General features: G+C 60.9%; 22 protein-coding genes. 14 read left to right on the top strand and 8 right to left on the bottom strand.

All coding sequences use genetic code 11. From position 1 onward, the window contains the following. On the top strand, nucleotides 1-226 hold a 226-nt coding region (locus BUB54_RS11055), incomplete at its 5' end, for a transposase (protein ID WP_139284769.1). Nucleotides 227-363: 137 nt separating this feature from the next. On the opposite strand, the gene cydC is transcribed toward BUB54_RS11055, so the two are convergent. After that, nucleotides 364-1992, bottom strand: coding sequence for a thiol reductant ABC exporter subunit CydC (cydC, locus tag BUB54_RS11050; protein WP_048879380.1), 1629 nt, complete (start codon nucleotides 1990-1992; stop codon nucleotides 364-366). Continuing rightward, nucleotides 1989-3674 carry a thiol reductant ABC exporter subunit CydD gene (gene cydD / locus BUB54_RS11045; protein WP_048879379.1) on the bottom strand — a complete coding sequence of 562 codons (1686 nt, stop codon included), beginning with the start codon at nucleotides 3672-3674 and terminating at the stop codon, nucleotides 1989-1991. Before cydD ends, cydC begins: the two co-directional genes overlap by 4 nt. Nucleotides 3675-3750: 76 nt before the next feature. Between cydD and panC the strand changes: the two genes are divergently transcribed. Together panC and alaS are read left to right on the top strand one after the other, a co-directional pair. Then, entirely contained in the window at nucleotides 3751-4575 is an 825-nt protein-coding gene (panC, locus tag BUB54_RS11040; protein ID WP_048879381.1) for a pantoate--beta-alanine ligase, read from the top strand. A gap of 148 nt (nucleotides 4576-4723) precedes the next feature. Beyond that, complete coding sequence (alaS, locus tag BUB54_RS11035) at nucleotides 4724-7351, top strand: alanine--tRNA ligase (RefSeq protein ID WP_073211603.1); 2628 nt, start codon at nucleotides 4724-4726, stop codon at nucleotides 7349-7351. A 57-nt stretch (nucleotides 7352-7408) separates the two neighbouring features. Here alaS and BUB54_RS11030 read toward each other — a convergent pair whose 3' ends face one another. The 5 genes from BUB54_RS11030 to mutT all read right to left on the bottom strand — a co-directional run bounded on the left by BUB54_RS11030 (nucleotide 7409) and on the right by mutT (nucleotide 13958). Beyond that, the gene (locus BUB54_RS11030) at nucleotides 7409-8350 is read right to left on the bottom strand and encodes a glycosyltransferase (RefSeq protein ID WP_048879473.1); all 942 of its coding nucleotides are present in this window, start codon (nucleotides 8348-8350) and stop codon (nucleotides 7409-7411) included. Between the two features lie 54 nt (nucleotides 8351-8404). After that, nucleotides 8405-9847, bottom strand: a complete 1443-nt coding sequence (locus BUB54_RS11025) for a DUF2142 domain-containing protein (RefSeq protein WP_048879472.1) — start codon at nucleotides 9845-9847, stop codon at nucleotides 8405-8407. 78 nt (nucleotides 9848-9925) lie between these two features. After that, a complete protein-coding gene (fusA, locus tag BUB54_RS11020) occupies nucleotides 9926-12007 on the bottom strand; it encodes an elongation factor G (RefSeq protein ID WP_048879471.1) in 2082 nt (693 codons plus the stop codon). 182 nt (nucleotides 12008-12189) lie between these two features. Next, entirely contained in the window at nucleotides 12190-12945 is a 756-nt protein-coding gene (locus BUB54_RS11015; protein WP_048879470.1) for a competence/damage-inducible protein A, read from the bottom strand. Next, the gene (gene mutT, locus BUB54_RS11010; protein ID WP_082075703.1) at nucleotides 12942-13958 is read right to left on the bottom strand and encodes an 8-oxo-dGTP diphosphatase MutT; all 1017 of its coding nucleotides are present in this window, start codon (nucleotides 13956-13958) and stop codon (nucleotides 12942-12944) included. The genes BUB54_RS11015 and mutT overlap by 4 nt, the downstream gene beginning before the upstream one ends. 60 nt (nucleotides 13959-14018) lie before the next feature. Here mutT and BUB54_RS11005 point away from each other — a divergent pair, with 60 nt between their 5' ends. The 11 genes from BUB54_RS11005 to parE all read left to right on the top strand — a co-directional run bounded on the left by BUB54_RS11005 (nucleotide 14019) and on the right by parE (nucleotide 25649). Further along, a complete protein-coding gene (locus BUB54_RS11005) occupies nucleotides 14019-15281 on the top strand; it encodes a glutamate-5-semialdehyde dehydrogenase (RefSeq protein ID WP_373318321.1) in 1263 nt (420 codons plus the stop codon). Further along, on the top strand, nucleotides 15278-15889 hold the full coding sequence (locus BUB54_RS11000; RefSeq protein WP_048879468.1) for a nicotinate-nucleotide adenylyltransferase: 612 nt from the start codon (nucleotides 15278-15280) through the stop codon (nucleotides 15887-15889). Before BUB54_RS11005 ends, BUB54_RS11000 begins: the two co-directional genes overlap by 4 nt. A gap of 95 nt (nucleotides 15890-15984) precedes the next feature. Next, the gene (gene rsfS / locus BUB54_RS10995) at nucleotides 15985-16401 is read left to right on the top strand and encodes a ribosome silencing factor (RefSeq protein ID WP_048879467.1); all 417 of its coding nucleotides are present in this window, start codon (nucleotides 15985-15987) and stop codon (nucleotides 16399-16401) included. A gap of 2 nt (nucleotides 16402-16403) precedes the next feature. Continuing rightward, the gene (locus tag BUB54_RS10990) at nucleotides 16404-16862 is read left to right on the top strand and encodes a 23S rRNA (pseudouridine(1915)-N(3))-methyltransferase RlmH (RefSeq protein WP_048879466.1); all 459 of its coding nucleotides are present in this window, start codon (nucleotides 16404-16406) and stop codon (nucleotides 16860-16862) included. Nucleotides 16863-16935: 73 nt separating this feature from the next. Then, the gene (gene gpmI / locus BUB54_RS10985; RefSeq protein WP_048879465.1) at nucleotides 16936-18450 is read left to right on the top strand and encodes a 2,3-bisphosphoglycerate-independent phosphoglycerate mutase; all 1515 of its coding nucleotides are present in this window, start codon (nucleotides 16936-16938) and stop codon (nucleotides 18448-18450) included. Between the two features lies 1 nt (nucleotide 18451). Continuing rightward, entirely contained in the window at nucleotides 18452-19621 is a 1170-nt protein-coding gene (locus tag BUB54_RS10980; RefSeq protein ID WP_048879464.1) for a murein hydrolase activator EnvC family protein, read from the top strand. 64 nt (nucleotides 19622-19685) lie between these two features. Further along, the gene (locus BUB54_RS10975; protein ID WP_048879463.1) at nucleotides 19686-21056 is read left to right on the top strand and encodes a S41 family peptidase; all 1371 of its coding nucleotides are present in this window, start codon (nucleotides 19686-19688) and stop codon (nucleotides 21054-21056) included. A gap of 73 nt (nucleotides 21057-21129) precedes the next feature. Further along, nucleotides 21130-21606, top strand: coding sequence for an RNA pyrophosphohydrolase (locus BUB54_RS10970; RefSeq protein WP_048879462.1), 477 nt, complete (start codon nucleotides 21130-21132; stop codon nucleotides 21604-21606). A gap of 24 nt (nucleotides 21607-21630) precedes the next feature. Beyond that, nucleotides 21631-22290: a dienelactone hydrolase family protein gene (locus BUB54_RS10965; RefSeq protein WP_048879461.1), complete on the top strand. Its 660-nt coding sequence runs from the start codon at nucleotides 21631-21633 to the stop codon at nucleotides 22288-22290. Nucleotides 22291-22432: 142 nt separating this feature from the next. Beyond that, nucleotides 22433-23605 (top strand): patatin-like phospholipase family protein, encoded by a 1173-nt coding sequence (locus tag BUB54_RS10960; protein WP_048879460.1) that lies wholly within the window; start codon nucleotides 22433-22435, stop codon nucleotides 23603-23605. A gap of 73 nt (nucleotides 23606-23678) precedes the next feature. Beyond that, the gene (gene parE / locus BUB54_RS10955) at nucleotides 23679-25649 is read left to right on the top strand and encodes a DNA topoisomerase IV subunit B (RefSeq protein ID WP_048879459.1); all 1971 of its coding nucleotides are present in this window, start codon (nucleotides 23679-23681) and stop codon (nucleotides 25647-25649) included. A 401-nt stretch (nucleotides 25650-26050) separates the two neighbouring features. On the opposite strand, the gene BUB54_RS10945 is transcribed toward parE, so the two are convergent. After that, complete coding sequence (locus tag BUB54_RS10945) at nucleotides 26051-26320, bottom strand: HU family DNA-binding protein (RefSeq protein ID WP_048879457.1); 270 nt, start codon at nucleotides 26318-26320, stop codon at nucleotides 26051-26053. Nucleotides 26321-26332 lie beyond the last annotated feature (12 nt).

Genomic DNA, 26332 nt, shown 5'->3' with positions numbered 1-26332 from the left:
GACCGACGCCAACCGCCTCACCTCATGGGGCAAGGCCATCTATAAACGACGAAAAGAGACGGTCGAGCGGTCCTTCGCCGATGCCAAGCAACTCCTCGGACACCGCTACGCACGCTTCCGAGGCTTAACCGGCGTCACCTGCCAATGCCTGCTCGCCGCCACCGCACAAAATATCAAAAAAATCGCCATGGCACTCACCAAAGCACCAACGCCAAGCCCGGCCTGAGAGGGAAACCCCCTCACAAACAGAACAATTACAAGCCAAACAATAAATAAAACAAAACCCCGCCAAAAATGACGGGGGTTGTCAGCAGTCTGAAGGGGCCCCGCAAGCGGGCCCCTTTTTTATTGGTCGCCGCTCTCTTACCCCGCTGCCGCTACCAGCGTGCGGCCAGTAAAGCGCCATATCCGGTCCAGATGCTCGACTCCGGTCAGGCGGTGCAAAATCAGCAGCACCGTGCGGCCCTCGGTCGCTGCGTTGAACACGCGGAAGAACTCCTGCTCCGTCGCCGCGTCCAGCCCCGCGCACGGTTCGTCCAGCAACAACACCGGCGCGTTCATCAGCAACGTGCGCGCCAGGGCGAGACGGCGCCCCTGCCCGCCGGAAAGCGTTGCACCGCCTTCACCCAGCCAGCTATCCAGTCCCTCCGGCAAGGCACGAATGGCATCGGCCACTTGCGCGGCTTCCAAAACCGCCCAGAGCTTCTCATCAACCGCCTTCGGGTCGCCCAGCAACAGATTATTCCTGATGGTGTCGGCAAAGAGATGCGTCGTCTGCCCGAGATAAGCGATCCGATGCCGCAACGCCTCGGCGGGAAGCTGCGCGACATCCGTGCCGCCAAAGCGTATCTGCCCACTCACCGGCTCGATCAGCTTCAGAATCAGCGCCGCGATGGTGGATTTACCCGCCCCAGAGGGCCCCAAAATCGCGGTCCTCGACCCTTCCGGCAGTTGCACCGACAAATCCTCGAATACAAACGGCCGATCGGGCGCGTAGCGGAAGCTTACATGCTCAAACGCAATCGCATTCCGGCTGGGCATGGACGCGGGCTTGACTGGCTCGGGCACGGGCGGGCCAGTCTCGGCGGCCTGCACCACGCGGGCCGCCGCTTTTTTCGCCTGGCCATAGAGCAGCCCCGCGCGCGGCAGGCCCAACACGGCCTCAAAGGCCGCGGTCAGCACCAGCACAGCCGCTACGGCGGCAATCGGCAGACCAAAGAAACCCAGAATGATCGCCAGCAAAATCCCGCCTTGCGCAGCCACAAACGCCATGGCGCTCAGCTTAGCCCCTTCACCTGCGAGCTCACGCTGCGCCGCCAAAAGCTGCGCTTCACGGGCTTGCACTTCGGCCAGCATCCGACCCTCGGCGGCGAAGATCTTGACCTCCCGCAGCCCATGCAGCGCATCCAGCGCCGCCGTCCGCAACCCGGCCACGGCTAAACCGACCTTGCCCGCATTGTCTTCCGCCGCGCGGGCGGCACGCCATGGTACCCAGAACGCGACAAAGCAGAACGGCACCAATACCAGCACTGCCAGCCCATGTTCACGCTCCAGCGTCCAGAACATCATGGGCAGCAGCAGCAATGCCCCCATCAGCGGCACGAAAATCCGCAGGAACAAACCGTCCAGGACGTCCACATCATTCACCAGCCGGGCCAACGCATCGCCCGTGCGGCGCAGCCCCAGCCCGCCGGCGGCGCTGCGCGCCAAGCCTCGGAACATCCATACCCGCAAATCCGCCAGGGCGCGGAAAATCGCTTCATGGCCTACAATCCGCTCGCCATAACGGAACAAAACGCGCGCCGTACCTGTCCAGGGCAGGAGCGCCGGCACAATCAGCACCCCGCCCGCAATAGCAACCGCCAGATAGTGACCGGACAACCCCATCAGCATCACGCCAGCGGTCAGCGCACCAAGCGAAAGCAGTAAGGCCAGAAACAGCCAGCCTGGATGCCGCGTCCATAGCGACACAACGCGTATAATCGGGCTCATGCCATCACCCCCCGCCAACTGGCGTAACGTAACGCATCGAGATCCACACGCTTGGCACCGATGGTCTTGGCAAAATCCATCGCCTGGGTGGAATGGGTGGCCAAAATTACGGTCCGTCCGGCGGCGAGATGTTTCAGGCTTTCCAAGATATCCCGCTCCACGGCCGGGTCGAGATGCGAGGTCGGTTCATCGAGCAACAGCAAGGGGGCATCCTTCAAAAAGGCGCGGGCAATGGCGATACGCTGCGCCTGCCCGCCGGAAACACCAAATCCGCCTTCGCCCAAGGGGGTTTTGATTCCCTGTGGCAGGCTGGCGATCAGCTCCTCCAGATGGGCGTTGCGGATGGCCGTCTTCACCTCATCTCCACCCGCGGCGGGGTTGGCGAAGCGGATGTTGTCCTCGATCGTTCCCGCGAAGATCACCGGCTTCTGGCCAATCCAGCCCACCATGCGCGTCCGCGCCGCGGGTACCAGATCATCCACCGCCGCGCCATTGATCGTGATCCGCCCATCCCGGGGCTCCAGGAAACCAAGGATAAGATCAACAATGGTTGATTTGCCCGTGCCCGACGCCCCTGTCAGCAGCAGCATCTCGCCTCGCCCCACCTTAAAGGACAATTTGTCCAACACTGGTCGGCTTTCATTCCAGCCAAACGTCACCTGATCAAAAGCCAGTGTCACACCATGCGCGGCGACAGCGCGTATATCCGCCGCCGGTACGGCTGCAGGCGCTTCCGGCAGGGCCGCCAGCTCTTCCGCCACGGCCTCAACCGCCATGCGGTCGCCGTAAACAGCGGCAAAGCCCCGCAGCGGGGCAAAAAATTCCGGCACCAGCAACACCAGGAACAAAGCGGTGGGGGCCAGCTCATGCGCCCCGTGCAGCACCGGCGTAAAGCGGATGACGATCAGCACCAGCGCCGTCGCCGCCGCAAGGTCCAACGCCGTGGAGGAGAGAAACGCCACGCGCAGCACCCGCATGGTGCGCTCGCGCAGCTCCCCAGCCGCTTTGCCCAGCGCCTGTGCCTCTTCCTCTGCCCGGCCGGAGAGAACGATGGTGGAAATCCCCCTGATCCGGTCCAGGAACCGGACCTGCAAACGCGTCATCGCCACAAATTGCTTCTTGGCGGCAATACCCGCGCCGATTCCGGCCACCGCCATGGCAAACGGGACGAACAAACCGGCAATGATGAGGATCACCCCGCTGCGCCAATCCGCGATCAACGCCACCAACCCAATGATCGCCGGGCCCATCACCGCGAGTCCCGTGGCGGGCACCCAGCGGGCGTGGAAACCTTCCATCGCCTCCACCCGGTCCACCGCCGTGGCGGCTAGCTCGGCTGAATGGCGCCCACGCAAGCCTGCTGGGCCCAGCGCCAGCAGCGCGCTCAGCACCTTGCCGCGCAACCGCCGCCGTGCCGCCGCGCCCAGCTCGAAATTACCACGCTCATTACGAAGCTGAATCCAGGCCCGCGCCAGCACCGCCAGAATGAACACCAGCGCGCTCACCCAGGCCGAGAGCCCAGCCCGCTGCACATGCAAAAGTGCCGCGAGCAATCTGGCCGCCGCCCCTGCCTGTAGAACACCGCACATAGTGCCCACGGCACCAAAAAGCAGAGATAATCGTGCTGCCTGAAACCCGAGCTTCTGTTCAGACTTGATCCAGGGTTTGGTGGTCTTGCTCATACCCCCTCCTTAACGGCCCATACCCGGCTTGCCCAGGGCTGGACGGATGCCCCAAAATGGTGAAAAGCCGCACCAAATGATAATCGTCAGAACATTACAAGAGCTTGCCGGAGCCCGCGCGACGCTGGGTGATGTCGGTTTCGTCCCCACCATGGGCGCCCTGCATGCGGGGCATTTAACCTTGGTGGCTGCAGCCAAACAGGCGGGTTTAACCCCCGTGGCCAGTATCTTCGTGAACCCGACGCAGTTTGGGCCGAAGGAAGATCTATCCCGCTATCCGCGTGATGAGGCCGGTGACATCGCCAAGCTGGAAGCAGCAGGCTGCGCCCTGGTTTGGCTGCCAAGCGTGGAGGAAATGTACCCCTCCGGTTGCGCCACAACCATTCATGTCAGCGGCCCCTCCCAGCATTGGGAAGGCATGCAGCGCCCCGGCCATTTCAACGGTGTCGCCACTGTTGTCGCCAAGCTTTTCGGACAGATCAGGCCACAGGCCGCCTTTTTTGGCGAGAAGGATTGGCAGCAAATTCAGGTGGTGCGGCGCATGGTGGAAGACCTGCATCTGCCCGTGAAAATCGTGCCTGTAGCCACGGTGCGCGAGGCAGATGGCCTGGCTCTCTCATCACGCAACACCTATCTCAGCCTGGCCGAGCGCATGACAGCGCCCAAGCTCCACGCCGCCCTGAGCCACGCCGTGCAATATCTTCTGGCCGGCAAGGAACCGGCCACCACGCTGCATAATGTCCGGCTAGAGCTGGCAACCGCTGGTATGGTGCCGGATTATGTTGCTCTAGTTCATGCCGAGACGCTGGAGCCCATTGCCACCCTACAGCCCCCCGCGCGTCTGATCGCCGCCGCCAAACTGGGGCATGTCAGGCTGTTGGATAATCTCCCCGTGGGTTGAAATCAGCCGCCCAGAGAAACCCTTTTTTACAATTTAACGGGCGGTTTTCGGTGAAGCCGGAACGTCGCCCCTCTCTTTCAAAGCAAGCGGCCAGCCATTTTTCCGGGCGGGCTTGGCGAAAACCCATCTGCCTTGTAATCCAGCTTCCATGGTCACCAGTAACGATATCCGCGCCACTTTCCTGAATTATTTCGGCCGCAACGGCCACCAGATCGTGCCTTCGGCCCCTCTGGTGCCGCGCAACGACCCCACGCTGATGTTCACAGCGGCAGGCATGGTGCCGTTCAAGAACGTCTTTACGGGTCAGGAGAAGCGCCCCTACACCCGCGCCACCTCCTCCCAGAAATGCGTGCGCGCAGGCGGCAAGCATAACGACCTGGATAATGTGGGCTACACCGCCCGCCATCATACCTTCTTTGAAATGCTGGGAAATTTCTCCTTCGGTGACTACTTCAAGGAAGAAGCCATCCTGCACGCCTGGACGCTGCTGACCACGGATTTCGTGCTTTCCAAGGATAAGCTGCTGGTTACCGTCTATCATACTGACGATGACGCAGCGAACCTCTGGAAGAAGATCGCCGGCCTGCCGGATGAGAAGATCATCCGCATCGCCACGGACGATAATTTCTGGCGCATGGGCGATACCGGCCCCTGCGGCCCCTGCTCCGAGATTTTTTACGATCACGGCCCCTCCATCGCCGGTGGCCCACCCGGCTCCCCGGATGAGGATGGCGACCGTTTCATCGAAATCTGGAACCTCGTCTTCATGCAATATGAAGAGAGTGCGAATGGCCGTGCCGACCTGCCCCACCCCTCCATCGATACCGGCATGGGGCTGGAACGCTTCGCTGCCATTCTACAGGGCAAGCACGACAATTACGACACGGATACGTTGCGCGCGCTCATCCTGGCCTCAGCCGAGGAAACCGGCCAGGACCCCGACGGCAAGTTCAAGACCAGCCACCGCGTGGTGGCCGACCATCTGCGCGCTGCTTCCTTCCTGATGGCCGATGGCGTGTTGCCCTCCAACGAAGGACGCGGCTATGTGCTGCGCCGAATCATGCGCCGCGCTATGCGCCACGCCCACATGATGGGCGCCAAGGAACCGCTGATGTACCGGCTGGTACCCGCCCTCACCCGGCAGATGGGCCAAGCCTACCCGGAACTGAATCAGGCCGAAGCGCTGATCACTGAGACGCTACAGCTTGAGGAAAACCGCTTCCGAGCCATGCTGGATCGCGGCATCACGCTCCTAAAGGACGAATCCACGAATATCACCTCCGGCGGTGCACTACCCGGCGATGTCGCCTTCAAACTTTACGACACCTACGGCTTCCCGCTGGACCTCACGCAGGACGCCCTGCGCGAAGAAGGCAAGAGCGTAGACGTGGAGGGCTTCAACTTGGCCATGGCCGAGCAGAAAGCCCGAGCCCGCGCCGCCTGGGCCGGATCTGGCGAGGCGGCGACAGAGACTGTTTGGTTCGAGTTAAATGAAAAGCTCGGCGCCACAGAGTTCCTCGGCTATTCCACCGAAACTGCGGAGGGCGCTATTACCGCTCTGGTGGTGGATGGCCAGCCCGCGGACGAAGCTCTGCCCGAGCAGACCGTGTTCGTGATCCTCAACCAGACACCGTTCTACGCTGAAAGCGGCGGACAGGTGGGCGATACCGGCTTCATTACCGGACCGGATAATCTGCGCATCCGCATTACCGACACGCAAAAGAAACTGGGGTCGCTTTTCGTGCATGTAGGCGTGGTGGAAGCGGGCACCGCCCGTGTCGGCCAGTCTGTCGTGGCGGAGGTGGACCATGAGCGTCGGGGTAAGATCCGCGCACATCACTCCGCCACCCACCTACTGCATGAGGCGCTACGCCGCACTTTGGGCGCGCATGTGACGCAGAAAGGCTCACTGAACGCGCCGGACCGGCTGCGGTTCGACATTTCCCAACCCCGCCCGGTCACACCTGAGGAACTGGCGATGGTGGAGCGGGACGTGAACGCACATATCCGTGAGAATACCGAGGTGACCACCCGCCTGATGACGCCGGAAGAAGCCGTGAAGCTGGGCGCCATGGCGTTGTTCGGCGAGAAATATGGCGACGAGGTGCGCGTGGTCTCCATGGGCGGCGGGTCAGATGAAAAATCCGCTTGGTCCATCGAGCTCTGCGGCGGCACTCATGTGGTCCGCACCGGCGATATCGGGCTGTTCCGCATCGTCTCCGAAGGGGCGGTATCCGCCGGTATCCGCCGGATCGAGGCCGTGGCGGGCGAAGCCGCCGTAACTGAGGTTGAAGGCGAATCCAAGCTGCTAGCCGAAGCAGCTGCCACTATCAAAGCGCCTGCCGCTGAGCTGCCGGGACGCATCATCCAGCTTCAGGATGACAAAAAGCGGCTGGAGCGCCAAGTTGCCGAACTACAGAAAAAGCTGGTGATGGCGACGGCGACGGCGTTTGAGGACATAAATGGCACGCGCGCCCTGCTACGCAATGTGGGTGATGTTGATGCGAAAGAACTGCGTCCCATCGCCACGGACCTGCTGAAAGGGCTGGGCTCGGGCATTGTGGCGCTGGTTTCCACCGCCGATCAAAAAACCGCGATTGTGGTTGCGGTCTCCGAAGACCAGCCACAAAGCGCCGTGGATCTCGTGCGTGCTGCGGCGGCGGCAGCGGGTGGCAAGGGCGGCGGCGGCAATAAAGCCGTGGCTCAGGCCGGCGCCCCCAGCGCGGCCCAGGCCAACGCGGCTTTGGCGGCAATTAAAGCCACCCTTGCGGGTTAATACAAAAAAGGCCAGAGCCGCAAAGCTCTGGCCTTTTTCATGACTGACTCTTTCGTATCACTCTTTCGTCCAGCGCGACACGGCCAGATAAGCCAGCCGCTTGGCCTCCCGCCGCCCACGCGCTACGGAGTCCAGAATCAGTCCGCAGGTGAAAGACAGAAACGCCAGCATTACCAGCCCCGTGGATAACACCGCCGTGGGCAGCCGCGGCACCAGCCCCGTTTGGAGATAAGTGGCCAATACCGGCAGGGACAGTAGCACGCCCAAGGCCAGCAGCACCGCCCCAGCAATTGAGAAAAACTGGAGCGGCCGTTCCTCCTTCACCAGCTTGATGATGGTGTTGAGAATACGGAAACCGTCCGAATAAGTCCGCAATTTAGAAAGCGATCCCGGCGGGCGTTCGCGGTACTGGGTAGGGACTTCCGCCAGCGGCATCAGCATATCCAGCGCGTGAATGGTGAACTCCGTTTCGGTTTCAAAGCCGGACGCCAGGGCCGGAAATGTTTTCACGAACCGGCGCGAGAATACACGATAGCCGGAAAGCATATCCTTGATCCGGTCACCAAAGACAAAGCGGACCATCCCGGTGAGAACCAAATTGCCGGTACGGTGGCCACGGCGATAAGCGCCGATCGACCTGTCTCCTTCCACCTCAATCCGCTGGCCGTTTACCATATCCAGCTGTTCCTCCAGCAAGAGGCGGACCATCTCCGGCGCGGCACTGGACTGATAGGTGCCATCGCCATCCACCAGCACATAGGCGTCGGCTTCGATATCAGAGAACATACGGCGGACAACATGCCCTTTGCCCTGGAGCGTTTCCGTGCGGACAATCGCCCCAGCCTCTGCCGCGACCTCTTTCGTACGGTCCTTGGAGTTGTTGTCATAGACGAAAATCTGTGCCGCAGGCAGCGCCGCCGCAAAATCCCGTACCACCTGGCCGATAGCAACTTCCTCATTATAACAAGGAATTAAAACCGCGATTCGGGCTTCAGTCATTCTACCTGCCTCTCTTAATACACTCTATAAAATGACTTTTTTGCCCGCTCCACTTTAGTGTAGATAATAAAATGTCACCAGCTTCAGCGGGACATAACCAATATCAAACACGCCCAACATTAATACCGGCAAGAGCGGCACCCATTCCGGCATCGCTTCAGACAACGACGGCATTGCAAAGGCCAGGAAAGGCAGCAGCAAAAGCGCATAACGTCCCTGTAGGCCGTCGATGAAATCCATCCCGACATTTGTCCAGCTCAGATAGAAAGAGATTGCGATCAGCCAAGTGGTTAGAAGAATAACCAGTAAGGCCACGGCGCCATTCAGCACCGATACGGGTAAAGGGCGGTAAGCCGGGCGGCGGCAGAAGGCCACGCCCAGCAAGGCCATGCCCACCGCAATCCACCAAAGCGTATAAAACCAATGCGGAAATACAATCTGCAGCAGCCCCAGGGCACCAATCGCCTGCGCCGCTAGGTTCGAACCAAAAAGATGCAACGTATGTAATGGCAATATGAGGAAACGGGCTTTATCCGCCAGGAGAATGTGCAAATTGGCGGCTGTGTCCGTCTTGTCCATCAGCATTCCCGCCGGACCGTTAAAAAGAGGGCCTGGATGGTAAGGTGGCTTGATGAATGGAACTGAAATGAAGGCCACGATAATCACCGCCCAGACCAGCACGGGCAAGCTGGCCAGCAGCACCTCACCGGCCCGGCGCCAGAAACCCGGCCAGGCAAGTGGCAAAGCGAATATTGCCATTATCGCCAGATAAGGCGGCTTGGCCAAGGCCACAACCAGAAAGGCGGCAAAAGCCAGCGTCCGCCCGCCTCGTGTCTCCCTCGTCAACCCCGCGCAAGCCAAACAGCCCAGCGCGACGAGAATACCATCTTGGTCGAGTGTTCCGCCGAGAAACAGGCTCATGGGCAACAGCAGAACCCCCAGCAGTAAGGCCCTCCCATAACTGGCCACCGCCAAGGTCGCGGCGCCAATGGCAAGATATGCGGCGGCATCCGCCAACCGGGCCAATCTGATGGAGATATAAGGCGAAGCGCCAAATAATTTGCCAACCCCGAGCCCAAACGCCGAAGGCAAATAAGCCAGCGGGAAATAGGTCGCAGTATTCGGGATGTTCGAAAAAATTTTATAATGCGCCCAAGGATTGCCCTGCATCGCGGCTTCATCAGCGCTGGTGACAACGGGGCGGCCGCTTATTTGCGTGGTCTTGCCAAACCCCGCCGAGAATAGTCCCGCATCAATCTTCACCCCAACCTGCTCCCGCATCTTGCCAGAGCCAGCGTCGAGGCGTGGTTTACGGGTGAGAAACAGCGCGCCGTGCAGCACGCCATTGGCGCGGACGAGATGCGCGGGCTCGTCAGGCGATTGGCCGGGCGGGGTCAGTAATGCCACCATTACCAGCACCGGCAGAGCACAAGCCAGAAACAGACCCGATAAAGTCCAACCCCGGCTATTCCGCCAATCCGCATTGCAAAACTGCATTCCCACTCCTCTCACAAAAAAGAGGGGCGTGGAAAAATCCTCGCCCCTCTTTCAAGCCTTTACGTCAGAGCGTTTTGGTTAAGCGCTCTTGGCCATGATCTCGTCAGCCACGTTGCGCGGAACCGGATCATAGTGGTGGAACTGCATGGTGAAGGACGCGCGGCCCTTGGTCATGGAGCGCAGGTTAGAGATGTAGCCAAACATTTCCTTCAGCGGCACATGCGCACGGACGATAACCGTGGAACCGGAAGCTTCCTGGTTCTGGATCATGCCGCGGCGACGGTTAAGGTCGCCCACAACATCGCCCACATGGTCGTTCGGAGTGGTGACTTCTACGTCCATGATCGGCTCCAGGATCACCGGGCCAGCCTTCTTCATGCCTTCGCGGAAGCAAGCCTTGGCAGCGATTTCGAAGGCGAGCGCGGAGGAGTCAACGTCGTGGTACTTACCGTCCACCAGGGCAAAGCCAAAGTCCACGGTGGGGAAGCCAGCCAGAACGCCCGTATCGGCTTGGTTCTTGATGCCTTTTTCCACTGCCGGGATATATTCCTTCGGCACGGCACCGCCGACAATCTTGTTCTCAAACTCGATGCCCTCGTTACGCTCACGCGGAGAGAACACAATCTTCACCTCGGCGTACTGACCGGAACCGCCAGACTGCTTCTTGTGGGTGTAGGTTTCGGTGTGCTCCTTGGTGATCGTCTCGCGGAAGGCAACCTGCGGCGCGCCGATGTTGGCGTCCACCCCATATTCGCGCTTCAGACGGTCAACGATGATTTCCAGGTGCAGCTCGCCCATGCCGGAGAGAATGGTCTGGCCGGTTTCCTGATCGGTCTTCAGACGCAGGGACGGATCTTCCGCCGCCAGCTTCTGCAGGCCGATGGTCATCTTCTCGATACCTTCCTTGGTCTTCGGCTCGACGGAAATGTCGATCACCGGGACCGGGAAGGCCATACGCTCCAGCACCACCGGGTCCTCAGCAGCAGCCAGCGTATCACCCGTTCCTGTGTCCTTCAGGCCTACGAAAGCTGCGATGTCGCCAGCGCCAACTTCCTGGATTTCCACGCGCTTATCGGCATGCATCTGATACATGCGACCGATACGCTCCTTGTGGCCACGGGTGGTGTTCAACACGGTGTCGCCGGACTTCAGCGTACCGGCATACACACGCGCAAAGGTGAGCGAGCCGTATTTGTCGTTGATGATCTTGAATGCCAGAGCAGCGAATGGCGCCTTCGGATCGGCCTTGATGCGGCGGGCGTTGGGATCTTCCTCTTCACCCTCTTCCGGGGCCACCTTGATACCTGATACGTCAACCGGGGCGGGCAGGTAGTCGAGCACGCCGTCGAGCAGCGGCTGCACGCCCTTATTCTTGAAAGCGGTGCCGCACAGCACAGGGCGGAAAGCGCCGGAGATGGTGCCGGTCTTGATCGCGCGTTTCAGGGTCTCGACGGAGACGTCGCCCTTCTCGAAATATTCTTCCATGCCCGCGTCGTCCACGGAGAGCGCGGTATCGAGCAGGTTCTGGCGGGCTTCCTTGGCCTTCTCCAGCATGTCAGCGGGGATTTCCTCGTCATGGAACTTTGCGCCCAACTCGCCGCCTTCCCAGATGATCGCCTTCATCTCAACCAGGTCGACAACGCCGAGGAAGCCGTCTTCGATACCGATGGGCAGCTGCAGCGGCAGCGCCACAATGTCCAGCTTCTCCTTCAGCGTGTCGAAGGCGCGGTAGAAGTCTGCACCGGTACGATCCAGCTTGTTGATGAAGATGATGCGAGGCACGTTGTAGCGGTCAGCCAAACGCCAGTTAGTCTCGGACTGCGGCTGCACACCGGCTACGCCTTCGATAATGAAGATCGCGCCATCGAGCACGCGGAGCGAACGATTCACTTCGATGTTGAAGTCGATGTGGCCTGGGGTGTCGATGATGTTGATGCGGTGGTTCTTCCACTCGCAGGTCACGGCGGCAGAGGTGATGGTAATGCCGCGCTCACGCTCCTGATCCATATAGTCGGTGGTGGTGTTGCCGTCATGGACTTCACCAATCTTATGGGACACACCGGTGTAGTAGAGGATACGCTCCGTGGTGGTGGTCTTGCCCGCGTCGATATGCGCGGTGATCCCGATATTCCGGATCTTGCTCAGGTCAGTTTCAGCCATCAATGCCTCCACGGGCGTACAAAAGGTCAAACAAGTATGACGCCGCCTGGACCAGGCCGCGCTATTCGCCCGGCTTTTGAGGCAGAGCGCGGGTTTTGGCAACCCCGTTCCGCGCGTAAGCTGGCAGTTTTACAACCAGGCCCGGGCCAGCGCAGATATTTCAGATGGTTGTGCAAGTTTGTTCAGGAGGAAACAGGCTCGCCCTGGATGGGTTCAACCCCCTGGGCGGCAATCAGATCCGTCGCCTGTTTCGCGGCATCTTCAATGGCGGACAGGTCCGTGCCCTTGGCCACTAAAGCCACGCCCCAAGCGCCGTCGCGCTTGAAGGGGTAGCTGCCGAGGTCAAGATGCGGGAATCGGGCCTGGATGGCCGCCAACCCCTCGGCAATCGCTCCTTCCATCACGCCGAATCCATGCACGGCGCGCATTTCAATCCGCTCACCGCGCGGCAGGCTGGGTTCCAGCGCCTTCATCATAGCCTGCATGATGCGCGGCACCCCAGCCATGACATGCACATTGGCGATGGTGAAGCCGGGGGCAATACTGGCCTCATTCTTAATCGGGACAGAACCGCGCGGCATCGTGGCCATGCGTTGGCGGGCGGCGTTGTAGCGGTCGCCCATCCTCTCACGCATTTCCCGGTCGGTTTCCTCGTTCAGCTCCCACGGCACGCCAAAGGCGGCGGCGACACATTCGCTGGTGATGTCGTCATGGGTGGGGCCAATGCCGCCGGTGGTGAACAGCATATCGTAAGAGGCGCGCAGTTCATTCACCGCGCTTATGATACGCGCCGCGATATCCGGCACCACGCGCACCTCCTGAAGCTTAATGCCCAGCCCGGCGAGAGACTGGGCAATGAATTGCACATTTACATCCTGCGTGCGGCCTGAGAGAATTTCATTGCCAATGATCAGGATGGCGGCGGTCGGGTTGCTCATAGAAAGTCCCTCAACATGGGTATCAGCGGACGGTCGGCGGCGGGCATGGGGTATTCGGCAAGATTTCCGGGCGCCACCCAGGCCAGCTTTTGTCCCTCCCGTCCTTGCGGCTCCCCCTGCCAGCGGCGGCAGAGAAAAACCGGCATCAATAAATGAAACGTATCGTAGGCATGGGAAGCGAACACGAATGGCGCGAAATCCTTGGGGTCGGCCTCCAGCCCCAGTTCCTCGCGCAATTCGCGGGCCAGCGCAGCTTCTGGTGTTTCCCCCGGTTCCAGCTTGCCTCCCGGAAACTCCCACAGCCCGGCCATTTTGCGCCCCTCAGGGCGGCGGGCCAACAGCACACGGCCTTGCTGGTCGATCAAAGCCGCCGCCACCACGAGCAGCGTCGCGGACTTCTGCACGGCCACCAGGGCGGGTGTTTCAACCGGCGCCTCAACATCCCGCGCCAGGGCGAAATGCCTGACCGGCAACTTCTGACCTGGGCGGCAGGAAAACACCCGGTGGCCTTTGCCGGTCTGGGTGAAGCTCAAATGCCGCAATACCGCCAGGGACCCCTCATTATCCGCCGCCACTACGGCAGTGATCTGGGCGATCGGCAAACTGGCGAAGGCCCATTCCGTCAGGCGGCGCACGGCTTCCAGCGCGTAGCCCTGGCGCCAATACTGGCGGCCGATCCAGTACCCCAGCTCCGCGTCCTTACGGTCTTTGGAGAAGGTCAGCCCCGCGCACCCCACCAGCGTGCCGCTCAGCGTTTCAACAATGGCGAATTGCTCGGCCCGGCCCGCCTCACGGCCCGCGGCGGCGGCATCGATCCAATCTTGCGCCTGGGATTCCGGGTAGGGAAACGGCGCATCCGGCACGCGCCGGCAAATGTCCCAGTCATTGATCAACCGGTGAAAGGCAGCCACGTCTTCGCCATGAAGCGGGCGCAGAGCTAGGCGCGCAGAGCGCAATACGGGGCCGGGCGGGAGCGCAACCCCGGGCATCAGCGAATCGAAGAGGTCAGGCATGCTGGCCGTACTGTAACGCGCTGTTGATCTTCCCGCCAGGACTAGGCAAGCATGCACCGCATGAATGCCGAATCCAACGAGTTTTCCACCGTCATGGAAGAGATGGGCCAGAAGGCCCGCGCCGCCGCCGCCGCGCTGGCCAAACTGCCAGGGTCGGAGCGGGATGCCGCGCTGCGCGAAACCGCCGCCGCCCTGCGCGCCGCTGCTCCGGCGATTTTGGCCGCGAATGCGCAGGACATGACGAATTTCAACGGCAGCTCGGCATTTGGTGACCGGCTGCTGCTGAACGAGGTGCGGCTGGAGGCCATGGCGAAGGGGCTTGAGGATGTGGCAGGACTACCCGACCCCATAGCCCGCACGCTGGCGGAATGGACACGCCCCAACGGCCTGCGAATCGCCCGCGTGGCGCAGCCTATCGGTGTGCTGGGCATGATTTATGAAAGCCGCCCGAATGTGGGGGCTGATGCGTCAGCCATCGCCATCAAATCCAGCAATGCCATCATTCTACGCGGCGGCTCAGAAAGCTTTCACTCCGCCCAGGCAATCCGGAAGGCCTTGGCGACTGGACTGAAAGCCGCCGGGCTGCCTGAAGATACCGTGCAAGTGCCGCCCAGCACGGACCGACGCTTTGTGGCCGCGATGCTGGGGGCGGTGGGGCAGATCGACCTCATTATCCCCCGTGGCGGTAAGACGCTGGTGGAGTTGGTGCAGCGTGAAGCCCGGGTGCCCGTGCTCGCCCATGCTGAGGGGCTCAACCACACTTACATCCACGCCGCCGCCGACCCGGATATGGCGCGCAAGGTGTTGGCTAACGCCAAAATGCGCCGCACCGGCGTATGCGGCTCCACCGAGACATTGCTGATCGACGCCGCCATCGCCCCTGCCCTGCTGCCAATTCTAGTGCAGGACCTCGCCACGCTGGGCTGCACCTTCAAAGCGGATGAACGGGCTAGAGAGATTTGCCCGGCGCTGCCCGCTGCTGAAGCAAAAGACTTCGATACGGAATGGCTGGATGCGGTACTCAACATCGCTGTGGTGGACGGGCCAGACGCCGCGCTGGCGCATGTGACGGCGCATGGCAGCGAACATACCGAGGCGATCATCACCCAGGACGAGCAGGTTGCGGAAACCTATCTCGCCCGCAGCCGGGCTTCGGTGACAATGTGGAATACCTCCACCCAGTTCTGCGACGGCGGGGAGTTCGGCTTTGGCGCTGAGATCGGCATTGCCACCGGGCATATACACGCGCGCGGGCCTGTGGGGCCGGAGCAACTGACTACCTTCCGCTATGTTGTGCGCGGCAACGGCCAGGTGCGGCCCTGACGCTTCCGGCATACGGCCACCGCCATTGTCTGAAAATCGGGCTGCTCGGCGGATCATTCAATCCGGCGCATGAGGGGCATCTGCATGTGGCTCGGCAGGCGATCAGGCATCTGGGGCTGGACCAGCTCTGGCTGCTGGTGTCGCCCGGCAACCCACTTAAGCCCGCCGCGGGAATGGCCCCGTTTGCAACAAGGCTGGCCAGCGCCCAACGGATCTCCGATGGACGCCGGATTATCGCCACGGATATCGAGGCACGGCTGGGCACGCGCTACACGTACGACACCTTGAGTGAACTCAAACGCCGCTTTCCGCGCGTGCGGTTTGTCTGGCTGATGGGGGCGGATAATCTCATCCAGTTTCCGCGCTGGGGACGCTGGCAGGAGATTATGCACGCCATGCCAATGTTGGTTGTCCCCCGGCCCGGCGCCACCCGCCGCGCGCTGGCCGGGCAAGCGGCAAAGCGTCACCAAAAAGTTCGCCTTCCGGCGCGGTCTGGGCTATGTCTGCCTTCAAAGGGGGCGCCTGCCTGGATTCTTTTGCCTGTGCGGGAGAATGCAGCCTCCGCCACCGAATTGCGCCGCAAAATTTTAGAAGGAACAAGGCCATAACGCGCTCGCCCACCCGCCCCCCGGCATCCCGGGGCGCCAAGACCACCGCCCCGCGCAAGATCACCGCCAAACCGGCCGCCGATGCCGTTGCCGCCATGCCTGGTACGCCGCGCAAGAAAGCCGCCATCGCCGGGCCGAAAGGCAAAGCAGCCGCGCCCAAGCCGCAGCCTGAGTTTCTGGACCAGCTGCAGGCCGTGATCATCGCCACGCTTGAAGATGATAAGGCGGAAGATATCGTGACGCTGGACCTTGCCGGGCGCGCCAGCTTCGCAGACCGCATGATTATCGCCACGGGCCTCGCGGACCGGCAGATTGCCGCCATGGCGACGCATCTACACGAGAAGCTGCGCGAGGCTGGGTTCAAGAAACCACTGACCGAAGGCGCCACCGGCACCGATTGGGTGCTGATCGATGCTGGTGATATTATCGTGCATCTGTTCAAGCCGGAATCGCGCACGCTCTACGGGCTTGAGAAGATGTGGAGCGCAGAACTGGACGAGGCGGACGCGTAACCTTGCGCCTGCTGGCCATCGGCAAGGCACCCGCCAAGTCGCCGGAGATGGAGTTGTTCGCTCGCTACGCCAAGCGCATCCGCCCGGTTTTGACTCTCACGGAGTTCGCGGACGGGCAGGGAAGCGCCCTTGAAATCAAGCGCCGTGAGGGCGAAGCGATTTTAGCTGCGTTAAAGACGGATGAATTTCTGATCGCTCTAGATATCGACGGCGCCACACCGGATTCGCCTGGGCTGGCGAAGCTGCTGGCCGGTTGGCTGGAGCGGGGCCGGAAGCAGGCCTTCGTTATCGGCGGGGCTGAGGGACTGGACGCGCCCGTTCTGGCGCGGGCAGGCGCAAAACTCTCGCTCGGCACATTAACGTGGCCGCACATGCTGGTGCGCTCAATGCTCGCGGAGCAGATTTACCGGGCGCAGAGCATATTGGCAGGGCACCCGTACCACCGAGCCGGGCGGCCGTAAGCAACCGCCATGGTCAAACGGGCCGTTTTTCTATAAAATCCTGACCAGAAACGCCGCTGAGTTAAGGACCAAGATGCCCCAAAGACCCGTGATGCTCGTGATTCTTGATGGCTTCGGCTGGAATGAGTCGAAGGACGATAACGCCGTGGCGCAGGCGAACACCCCGAATTTCGACAAACTCTGGGGCTCGTCCCCGCGTGCTTTTCTGACCACGTCGGGCCGGGTAGTCGGGCTGCCGGCGGGGCAGATGGGTAATTCCGAGGTCGGGCATCTGAATATCGGCGCCGGACGGACGGTGATGCAGGACCTACCGCGCATCGATACCGCAATTGAGGACGGCTCCCTGGCGCGGAACGAGACCCTGCGGGGCTTTATTGCCGCGTTGAAAAAGTCTGACGGGACTGCTCATCTGCTGGGGCTGGTTTCGCCGGGTGGCGTGCATTCCCATCAAGACCAAGCGGTGGCGTTGGCAAAGATTATGCACGAGGCGGGAATTCCCGTGGTCGCTCACGGCTGGATGGACGGACGCGACACGCCGCCCCAGGCCGGGCTTAGTTATATGAAGAAATATCTGGCGGATCTCGGCGCCACTGCGAAGCTTGGCACCCTGGTTGGCCGCTATTACGCTATGGATCGCGACAATCGCTGGGAGCGTGTTCAGCAGGCTTACGAGTTGCTGGTGGACGCCAAAGGCGAAGCCTTCCCGAACGCGGCGGACGCCATCCAGGCCAGCTACGATTCGGGCGTGACGGATGAATTTACCAAGCCCGCCGTCATTGGCGACTATGCGGGCATGAAGGACGGCGACGGTGTAATCTGCACCAACTTCCGCGCGGACCGCGTGCGTGAGATCCTGACAGCTTTGGTGGACCCGGCTTTCGATGGTTTCAAATCCCGGCAGCCGAAACTGGTGGGCGCCGTGGGCATGACCGCCTATTCCGACGCGCTGGCCCCCTTCATGCAAACCATCTTCCAACCGCAGCGCATGGATGATCTGCTCGGTGGCGTGGTTTCGGCCAATGGGCTGAAGCAACTCCGCATGGCGGAAACGGAAAAATACCCGCACGTCACGTATTTCTTCAATGGCGGCATCGAAACGCCGTTCGAGGGTGAGGACCGGATCATGGTGCCCTCCCCCAAAGTGGCAACCTATGATCTGCAGCCGGAAATGTCCGCCCCGGAACTGACCGAGAGGGCTGTCGCGGCGATCAATACCGGCACCTACGACATGATCATCCTCAACTTCGCCAACCCGGACATGGTAGGCCATACCGGCTCGCTGCCCGCCGCCATCAAAGCGGTGGAGACGGTGGATACCGGGCTGGGCAAGATCTGGGAAGCGGTTCATGCCCAAGGCGGCGTCATTCTCGTCACCGCCGACCATGGTAATTGCGAGATGATGAAAGATCCGGAAACAGGCGGACCGCACACCGCGCACACCACCAACCCCGTACCGGTTCTGGTGGCTGGCGGACCGGCGGACATGAAGCTGCATGATGGGATTCTGGCGGACATCGCACCGACCTTGCTAAAGCTGATGGGCCTGCCACAGCCCGCGGCAATGACCGGCAAGCCACTGTTCGATTGAGGTGAAGCCCGTACGGCTCTTGCAAATCGCGGCGCTGGCCGCCTTGTGGCTTAGCCCGGCGGACAACGCTACGGCCAAGGATACAAGGCATAAGGAAAGTGAAGCTAGCCTGAGGGCCAAGCGGGACGCTGCCCAGGCGGCCATTAAGGCGCACCAGCAGGCGGCGGCAGCAGCGGCGGCTCACCGTGCCGCCATCGCCGCCAAGGCCGCCATATTGGCTCAGCAGCAGGTTCAAGCCGCCGCCGCCTTGCGCGGGCTGGAGGATCAGACTTCGCAGGACGCCACCCAACTTGCCTTGCTATTGGCGCAACAGGACCAAGCCGCCGCGCGGTTGAGCGAAGCTGAAGCGGCTCTGAAAAAGCTGCTGCCGGTGATGCAGCGCCTTTCCTCCGCGCCCGCTACCACGCTGCTTGCCGCACCGCTGCCGCCGCAGGATGCCGTGCGGGGCGTGGCGATTCTGCAAGGCATGGCGGCGGAAGTGGCGGCCCAGGCCGCGACGGTAAAGACCGAGACAGCTTCGCTGGCAGCCTCCATCACGCAGGCCCAAACCACGCGGATGCGGCTGGATGCCGCCGTGGCAGCCCAGCAGGCTGCTGAAGCAAAGCTCTCCGCCGCCATCACACAAGCCCAGCAGGATGAGCAGGCGGACGCCGACAAGCAAGTGGCCGAAGCCGCCGCCGCCGCTAAAGCCCGGCATGAGCTGACCAGCCTGAATGCGGCCATCGCGCGACTGGTGCCCAAAGCACCGCCCCATGCCACGCCGGTCAACCTTCCCGCTGGCGGGGCGGGCGCGCCCGTCGCGGGGCACGTGGTGCAGGCTTATGGAGCGAAAACACTGGCGGGGCCGGCCACCGGTATCTCGTATGCCGCCGCCCCCGGAGCACGCGTCATCAGCCCCTGCGCGGGTACCGTCATGTATGCCGGACCGCTCACCGGCTACGGTAATGTCATCATCACTGATTGCGGCGGCGGCCTTGCGACTGTGCTAGCGGGCATGAGCCATCTGGACGTCGCACAGGGCCAGCATGTTGTGCATGGCCAGCCAGTGGGCAGCATGCAGACGTTCGACCCCACTCACCCGGCACACCAGCCGCGTCTGTATGTGGAATTGCGCCGCAACGGGACTCCAATTAACCCAACGTCATGGCTGGCGGCGGGGCACTCTGGATAAAGCGGCCAGGATGCTATCTAATAAGACCAGGGCAATGCGCCCGGCAGTTAAGAGGAAAATGCGAATGCGTTTGCGCAGCGGTTTGATGCTCGGCGGAATTTTTGTTGTGGGACTGGCTGTCGGCTCTATCGCGCAACCTTTATCGCGTGCCTTTGGCGAGTCTGCCCCCAGCGACAGCACCTATCAGCAGCTTTCGCTGTTTGGGGACATCGTCTCGCAGATCAAGCAGAATTATGTGATCGACCCGCCTACCAGCAAGCTGATCTATAATGCCGCCAACGGGATGCTGTCCGGACTGGACCCGCATTCAAGCTGGATGAATAAACAGCAATATTCTGACATGCAGGTGCAAACTTCCGGCCAGTTTGGTGGGCTGGGGCTGGAGGTCACGCAGGCCAGCGGATTGCTGAAAGTTATTACCCCGATCGACGACACCCCCGCCGCGAAGGCCGGGATCAAGCCGGGTGATATTATCGTTGAGATAGACGGCCATTCCACGAGCGGGCTGACGCTTGACCAAGCTGTGAGCCGGATGCGCGGTGCGCCAGGGACCAAGATCACGCTTACGCTGAAGCGCAACGGCGTTAACGCTCCCGTGCATGTGACTCTGACCCGGCAGATCATCAAGATCGACGACGTGAAGAGCAAATTGCTTACCAGCAGCGATGGGCCGATCGGCTATATCCGGCTGGACAGCTTTGATGAGAACGCGTCCGACCATATCCGGGCGGCTGTAAAATCCCTCCAGAAGCAGGCTCACGGGCCAATCCATGGATATATCCTGGACCTCCGCGACAATCCGGGCGGCCTGCTGGACCAAGCCGTGGCGGTGGGCGATGATTTCCTAACCAGCGGCGAAATCGTCTCCACTCATGGCCGCCATTCGGAGGATGATCAGGTCTGGTACGCCCAGGGCACTGATATTCTGCGTGGCGCGCCGATGGTGGTGCTGACCAATGCGGGAACGGCCTCGGCGGCGGAAATTGTAACCGCCGCCCTACAACAAAACCACCGCGCCCTGGTACTGGGCACCCGGACCTTCGGCAAGGGCTCAGTTCAGACCATTATCCCCATTGACAATGAAGGGGCGCTGCGTCTGACCACGGCGCTGTATTTCACGCCTTCCGGCAAGTCGATCCAGGATTACGGCGTGACGCCTAATGTTATTGTCTCCGACACCGCGACGCCGCAGGACAGCTTCTCGCAGCTACGTGAGACGGATCTGCTCAATGCCTTCACCAACCCAACCAAAGAGAAAGCACCGCCACTGCCGCCCGCGCCGCCGCTGCCGCCCGTAGCCGCTACCATTGCGCATAAACCGCCCGTTGGCTGGCCCAAATTCGATCCGTCCAAGCCTTCGACCGACTTCCAGCTCCAGATGGCACTGAAGCTAATCGCGGACATGCACCCCGTGACGGAAACAGCCTCCAACTAGCCCTGCTAGCTCCGCCCTGCGATAAGACCGGTGCGGAGCATCTGCGCCGGTCTTATTGATTGAGGAGAGTGACATGGTTGACACCCCCCCCCTGCCCTACCGGCTGAACGTCGGCGCGGTGTTGTTTTCGCCCGAAGGGCTGGTGTTTGTTGGTAAACGGAAGGGCTTTCCCGATGCTTGGCAGCTGCCGCAGGGCGGTGTCGATGATGGGGAGAATATCCGTCTGGCCGTGCTGCGCGAGCTAAAAGAAGAAATTGGCACGGACAAAGCCGAAATTCTCACCGAACACCCGGAATGGCTGCTTTATGATCTGCCGCCGCATCTGATTGGCGTGGCCTGGAAGGGCAAATATCGCGGCCAGCGTCAAAAATGGTTCGCCCTGCGTTTCACCGGGGAAGATGCCGACATCCAGCTTGATGCCGATGACCACCCAGAGTTCGAGGAATGGCGCTGGGTTAAGCTGGCAGACCTGCCAGATCTTGCCGTGGCCTTCAAGCGCGACATTTATGAGAGACTGGCGCAGGATTTCGCGCCCTATGCGCAACGCTGATTACAACAGGAGACCCCAAAGTCCATGATGACACTCACCGCCGCCGATGGGCATAAATTCCAGGCCTTTGAGGCTGGCAACGTAAATGCCCCGCGCGGCCTTGTGGTCGTGCAGGAAATTTTTGGTGTCAACCAGCATATCCGCAATGTCGCAGAACGCTTGGCCGGGCACGGCTACCGGGTACTGGCACCCGCCTTGTTCGACCGCGCCGCGTCTGGGATCGAACTTGGTTACACGGAAACGGATATCAAAGCCGGGCTGGAAGCACGGGCGAAAATTCCGGCGGGCAAGCCGCTGCTGGATATTGAAGCCACCGTCACAGCTTTCGGCCCAGGCAAGTCGGTCGGCATTATCGGCTATTGCTGGGGCGGCTCCCTGGCGTGGGAAGCCGCAACCCAGACCAAGCTCTTTAAAGCCGCGAGTTGCTGGTATGGCGGGCAGATTGTACAGACCAAGGATGCCAAACCCAACTGCCCGGTTCAACTGCATTTCGGCACCGAGGATCACGGCATCCCGATGAGCGATGTTGAGGCAATTAAAGCCGTGCGGCCGGATGTGGACGTTTATGTCTATGACGGCGCACAGCATGGCTTTGGCTGCGAGGCGCGGCCCAGCTACAGCCAGAAAGATTGGGAGCTGGCCTCTCTGCGATCTCTGGCGTTCTTCGCAGAGCATCTGCGCTGAGATGACAAAACGGAAGGATTTCACCAATCCTTCCGCAAGGCTGGTTTGACAGGAACAGCCAGGATGGCGTGAAGTCGATACCTATATACAGGCAGTATCGGCCATTCTGGCGCCACCCACAGCCGCGAAGGACAACCGTCGCATGGATGTACTCTCCGACCCGAAACGTCCACACCGTCGCCCGCTGCAGCCCATAACCCCGATCGAACGCCCCAAGGGCTGTGATGTGATCGGCTTGGTTCTGCAAGGTGGCGGGGCTTTGGGGGCTTATCAGGCCGGTGTGTATCAGGCTTTGCATGAGGCGGGGCTGGAACCGGACTGGGTGGCGGGTGTTTCCATCGGCGCCGTCAACTCAGCCATCATCGCCGGCAACAAGCCTGAACACAGGGTCGAGAAGCTGGAAAAATTCTGGCTGGATATCACCGCCCGCGATCCTTATACGAGCTGGTTTGAAGGCGATAACGCCCGTAAACTGCGCAATGGTTTTTCGGCCATGCACGGGATGGTCTTTGGCCAGCCTGGCTTCTTCCGGCCCGTGCCGCTTTCCGGGTTCATGGCGCCGCGCGGAGCGCGCTTCGCCACTGCCATGTACGACACCTCCCCCTTGCATCAGACATTGCAAAAGCTGGCTGATTTCAAGCTGATCAATGAGGGACCGGTGCGGCTGGCGGTGGGCGCGGTGAATGTCGAAAGCGCAAACTTTATCTATTTTGACAACACGACACATGAGATGGAGCCGGAACATATCATGGCCTCCGGCGCGTTGCCGCCGGGCCTGCCGATGGTCCGCATCGGACGGCATCATTATTGGGATGGCGGGCTCGTCTCTAACACGCCGCTGCAATATTTCCTGGATAATATCGGATCGCGGAATCTGCTGGCCTTCCAGGTAGACCTGTTCTCCGCCCATGGCTCAGTGCCGCGCGACATGCCGGAGGTTCTGTCCCGGCAAAAAGACATTCAATATTCCTCCCGTACCCGCACCACCACGGACCATTTTCTGCAAACTCACCAATTGAAGCAGGCTTTGCGCGAGGCTCTGGCAAAAGTGCCGGAAGCTGAGCTGAGCGAGGAGCAGCGCGCCGCCAGGGAGGAACTGCGCACTTTGCCTGAAATCAACATCATGCAGCTCATCTACCAGCAGAAAGCCTATGAGGGCGACGCGAAAGATTATGAGTTCAGCCGGATATCCATGAAAGAACACTGGCGCACAGGCTATTACGACACCCGCAACACGCTGAGACACACGGATTGGATGAAGTTCCACGACAAGCCTGGCATACGCTCCTTCGACCTGCACAAGCTGGGTGAATAACGCGCCCCCCTTGCCTGTGCCCCGCAGGGCGTGGCAACCAACGTGTCCGGTTGCAGTGTAGGAGTCGGCGTCTTTGAGTGATTTGTTCGAGAGCGTGCCCGCCAAGGACAGCTACGGTGCCAAGGATATTGAGGTTCTGGAGGGACTTGAGCCCGTCCGCCGGCGTCCTGGCATGTATATTGGCGGTACGGATGAAAATGCTCTACACCATCTGGCCGCCGAGATTTTGGATAACTCGATGGATGAGGCGGTCGCAGGCCATGCCTCCTCCATCGAAGTGAGCCTGAGCGCTGGGAACCAACTGACCATCCGCGATAACGGGCGCGGTATTCCCGTGGACCCGCATCCGAAATTCAAAAACAAATCAGCGCTGGAGGTGATTCTCACCACGCTCCATTCCGGCGGGAAGTTCTCCGGCAAAGCCTATGCCACGTCCGGCGGGTTGCATGGCGTTGGGTCCTCGGTGGTGAATGCGTTGTCCTCCAGCCTCATCGTCGAAGTGGCGAAGGACCGTAAACTCTACCGCCAGAACTATGCGCGCGGACTGCCACAGACCAAGCTGGAGGAGGTTGGCGGTGCGCCCAACCGGCGCGGCACCTCTCTCAGCTTTGTGCCCGATACGGAGATTTTCGGGCCGTTGAAATTCTCGCCCGCAAGACTGTTCAAGCTTTGCCGTTCAAAGGCCTATTTGTTCCGGGGCGTGAAAATTCGCTGGAATTGCGACCCCGCGCTGCTGAAAACCGATTCGGACATACCCGCTGAGGCGGAGCTGCATTTTCCTGGCGGCCTAGCCGATTCGCTGGCCGCTGAACTGGGCGAAGCGGGAATGGTGTTGCCGGAGATCTGGGCGGGGGAAGCAAAATTCGCTCCTGTTAAAGGCCAGGAGCAAGGCAAACTGGAATGGGCGCTAGCCTGGGTAGAACAGGGTGAAAGCACCATCGACACCTATTGCAACACCGTCCCCACACCTTTGGGCGGCACGCATGAATCAGGTATGCGCAGCGCCCTTCTGAAAGGCTTGCGCGCCTGGGCGGAGACACGCGGCAATAAGCGTGGCGCCTCCATCATCGCGGACGACGTTCTGGGCGGGCTGCGGGCCAAACTTTCCTTATTCATCCGCGAGCCGCAATTCCAAGGCCAGACCAAGGACAAGCTGACCACGCAAGAAGCCAACCGCTTGACGGAAACCTCGCTGCGGGACCGGTTCGACCATTTTCTGGCGGGTGATCCAGCCAACGCGGATAATCTGCTGGCTTATGTGGTGGATCGGGCGGAAGAACGCATCCGTCGCAAGGAGCTGAAGGATACACCCCGCAAATCCGCCACGCGCCGCCTGCGCTTGCCTGGCAAGCTGGCCGATTGCGCCACGGAAAACGCGGAAGGCACCGAGATTTTTCTGGTGGAGGGCGATTCGGCCGGCGGCTCCGCCAAGCAGGCCCGCAACCGCAACAGCCAAGCGATTCTGCCGCTCAAGGGTAAAATTTTGAACGTGGCCTCCGCTTCCGGCGAAAAGCTGCGGCAGAATCAGGAATTGAAGGATCTGATCGAGGCGCTGGGCTGCGGTACAGGGGCCAATTTCAACCGCGCCAATCTGCGTTATGAGCGCATCATCATCATGACCGACGCAGACGTGGACGGCGCGCATATCGCCTCGCTACTGATGACCTTCTTCTACCGCGAACTGCCGGAACTGATGCGGCATGGGCATGTTTATCTGGCGCAGCCACCGCTTTATCGGCTGACGCAAGGAGCCAAAAGCATCTACGCGATGGACGATTCCGCCCGCGACAAGGTTTTAAAGAGCTTCAAGGCCGGGGCGAAAGTGGAGATCAGCCGCTTTAAAGGCCTTGGTGAAATGCCACCCGCCGTGCTGAAGGAAACCACGATGGACCCGGCCAAACGCACGCTTCTGCGAATCTCCGCTCCGCCTGAAATGCGCGCGGAAACCTCGAACCTCGTGGACAGTCTGATGGGCAAGCGCCCGGAACTGCGTTTTCAGTTCATTCAGGAAAACGCCGGAAAAGTCACCGAACTGGACATTTGATCCAACCGACGGCGCGTTATTCCCGGAAGTTGACCTCATAGAGCACGGTATCGGCATCGAACCGTGCTCTTGCCAAACGTGGGGCTGGAAATGGATCACCACGCCCGGGCGCAACTCAATCTCCCCTTCGGCACAGAGCAGCACGCTCTGCCCTTCAGCAACCATAAAAAACTGCTCAAACGGATGCTCATGCCGGGCGGCCACCGTACCCACCTTAACCATGACGCGCTTGAAATCACCGCCTTTGCCGGGATTCAACCGCCGGTCGGCCTTGGCAACACCATAAGGGGCAATCTCGTCCCAGTGGTGCAGGCAGCGTCTTTCATCGCGGATCTCCTTGAGCTGGGCACAAAAAAGCCTGGACCAAGTCCAGGCTTTTTATAAGCTGAAAGTCAGGAAAATCAGACCATCTTCTTCAGCGATGGGGAGGCCTTGAAGCGTACGGTCTTGCCGGCCTTCACCTTGATTTCCTCGCCGGTGCGGGGGTTCACGCCCTTACGCGCCTTGGTCTTACGCACAGTGAAGGTACCGAAAGACGGCAGGGTGAACTTGCCGTTCTTCTTCATTTCTTTGACGATCGCTTCGATCAGGATGGTCGCCGTACGGTTGGCGGAAACGCCAGTAATTTCGGCGGCGTCCTGAATAACTTCGGCAATAAAAGCTTTCGACATTATAATAGCCTT

Source organism: Acidocella aminolytica 101 = DSM 11237 (assembly GCF_900129125.1).
In the GTDB taxonomy this organism is placed as follows: domain Bacteria; phylum Pseudomonadota; class Alphaproteobacteria; order Acetobacterales; family Acetobacteraceae; genus Acidocella; species Acidocella aminolytica.
This window is presented reverse-complemented; position numbering and strand designations above follow the sequence as displayed.

Excerpts from the sequence above, each read along its gene's own strand:
- cydC (WP_048879380.1), bottom strand. The coding sequence starts at position 1,992 with ATGAGCCCGATTATACGCGTTGTGTCGCTATGGACGCGGCATCCAGGC.
- cydD (WP_048879379.1), bottom strand. The coding sequence starts at position 3,674 with ATGAGCAAGACCACCAAACCCTGGATCAAGTCTGAACAGAAGCTCGGG.
- panC (WP_048879381.1), top strand. The coding sequence starts at position 3,751 with ATGATAATCGTCAGAACATTACAAGAGCTTGCCGGAGCCCGCGCGACG.
- alaS (WP_073211603.1), top strand. The coding sequence starts at position 4,724 with ATGGTCACCAGTAACGATATCCGCGCCACTTTCCTGAATTATTTCGGC.
- BUB54_RS11030 (WP_048879473.1), bottom strand. The coding sequence starts at position 8,350 with ATGACTGAAGCCCGAATCGCGGTTTTAATTCCTTGTTATAATGAGGAA.
- BUB54_RS11025 (WP_048879472.1), bottom strand. The coding sequence starts at position 9,847 with ATGCAGTTTTGCAATGCGGATTGGCGGAATAGCCGGGGTTGGACTTTA.
- fusA (WP_048879471.1), bottom strand. The coding sequence starts at position 12,007 with ATGGCTGAAACTGACCTGAGCAAGATCCGGAATATCGGGATCACCGCG.
- BUB54_RS11015 (WP_048879470.1), bottom strand. The coding sequence starts at position 12,945 with ATGAGCAACCCGACCGCCGCCATCCTGATCATTGGCAATGAAATTCTC.
- mutT (WP_082075703.1), bottom strand. The coding sequence starts at position 13,958 with ATGCCTGACCTCTTCGATTCGCTGATGCCCGGGGTTGCGCTCCCGCCC.
- BUB54_RS11005 (WP_373318321.1), top strand. The coding sequence starts at position 14,019 with ATGAATGCCGAATCCAACGAGTTTTCCACCGTCATGGAAGAGATGGGC.
- rsfS (WP_048879467.1), top strand. The coding sequence starts at position 15,985 with ATGCCTGGTACGCCGCGCAAGAAAGCCGCCATCGCCGGGCCGAAAGGC.
- gpmI (WP_048879465.1), top strand. The coding sequence starts at position 16,936 with ATGCCCCAAAGACCCGTGATGCTCGTGATTCTTGATGGCTTCGGCTGG.
- BUB54_RS10975 (WP_048879463.1), top strand. The coding sequence starts at position 19,686 with ATGCGTTTGCGCAGCGGTTTGATGCTCGGCGGAATTTTTGTTGTGGGA.
- BUB54_RS10970 (WP_048879462.1), top strand. The coding sequence starts at position 21,130 with ATGGTTGACACCCCCCCCCTGCCCTACCGGCTGAACGTCGGCGCGGTG.
- BUB54_RS10965 (WP_048879461.1), top strand. The coding sequence starts at position 21,631 with ATGATGACACTCACCGCCGCCGATGGGCATAAATTCCAGGCCTTTGAG.
- BUB54_RS10960 (WP_048879460.1), top strand. The coding sequence starts at position 22,433 with ATGGATGTACTCTCCGACCCGAAACGTCCACACCGTCGCCCGCTGCAG.
- BUB54_RS10945 (WP_048879457.1), bottom strand. The coding sequence starts at position 26,320 with ATGTCGAAAGCTTTTATTGCCGAAGTTATTCAGGACGCCGCCGAAATT.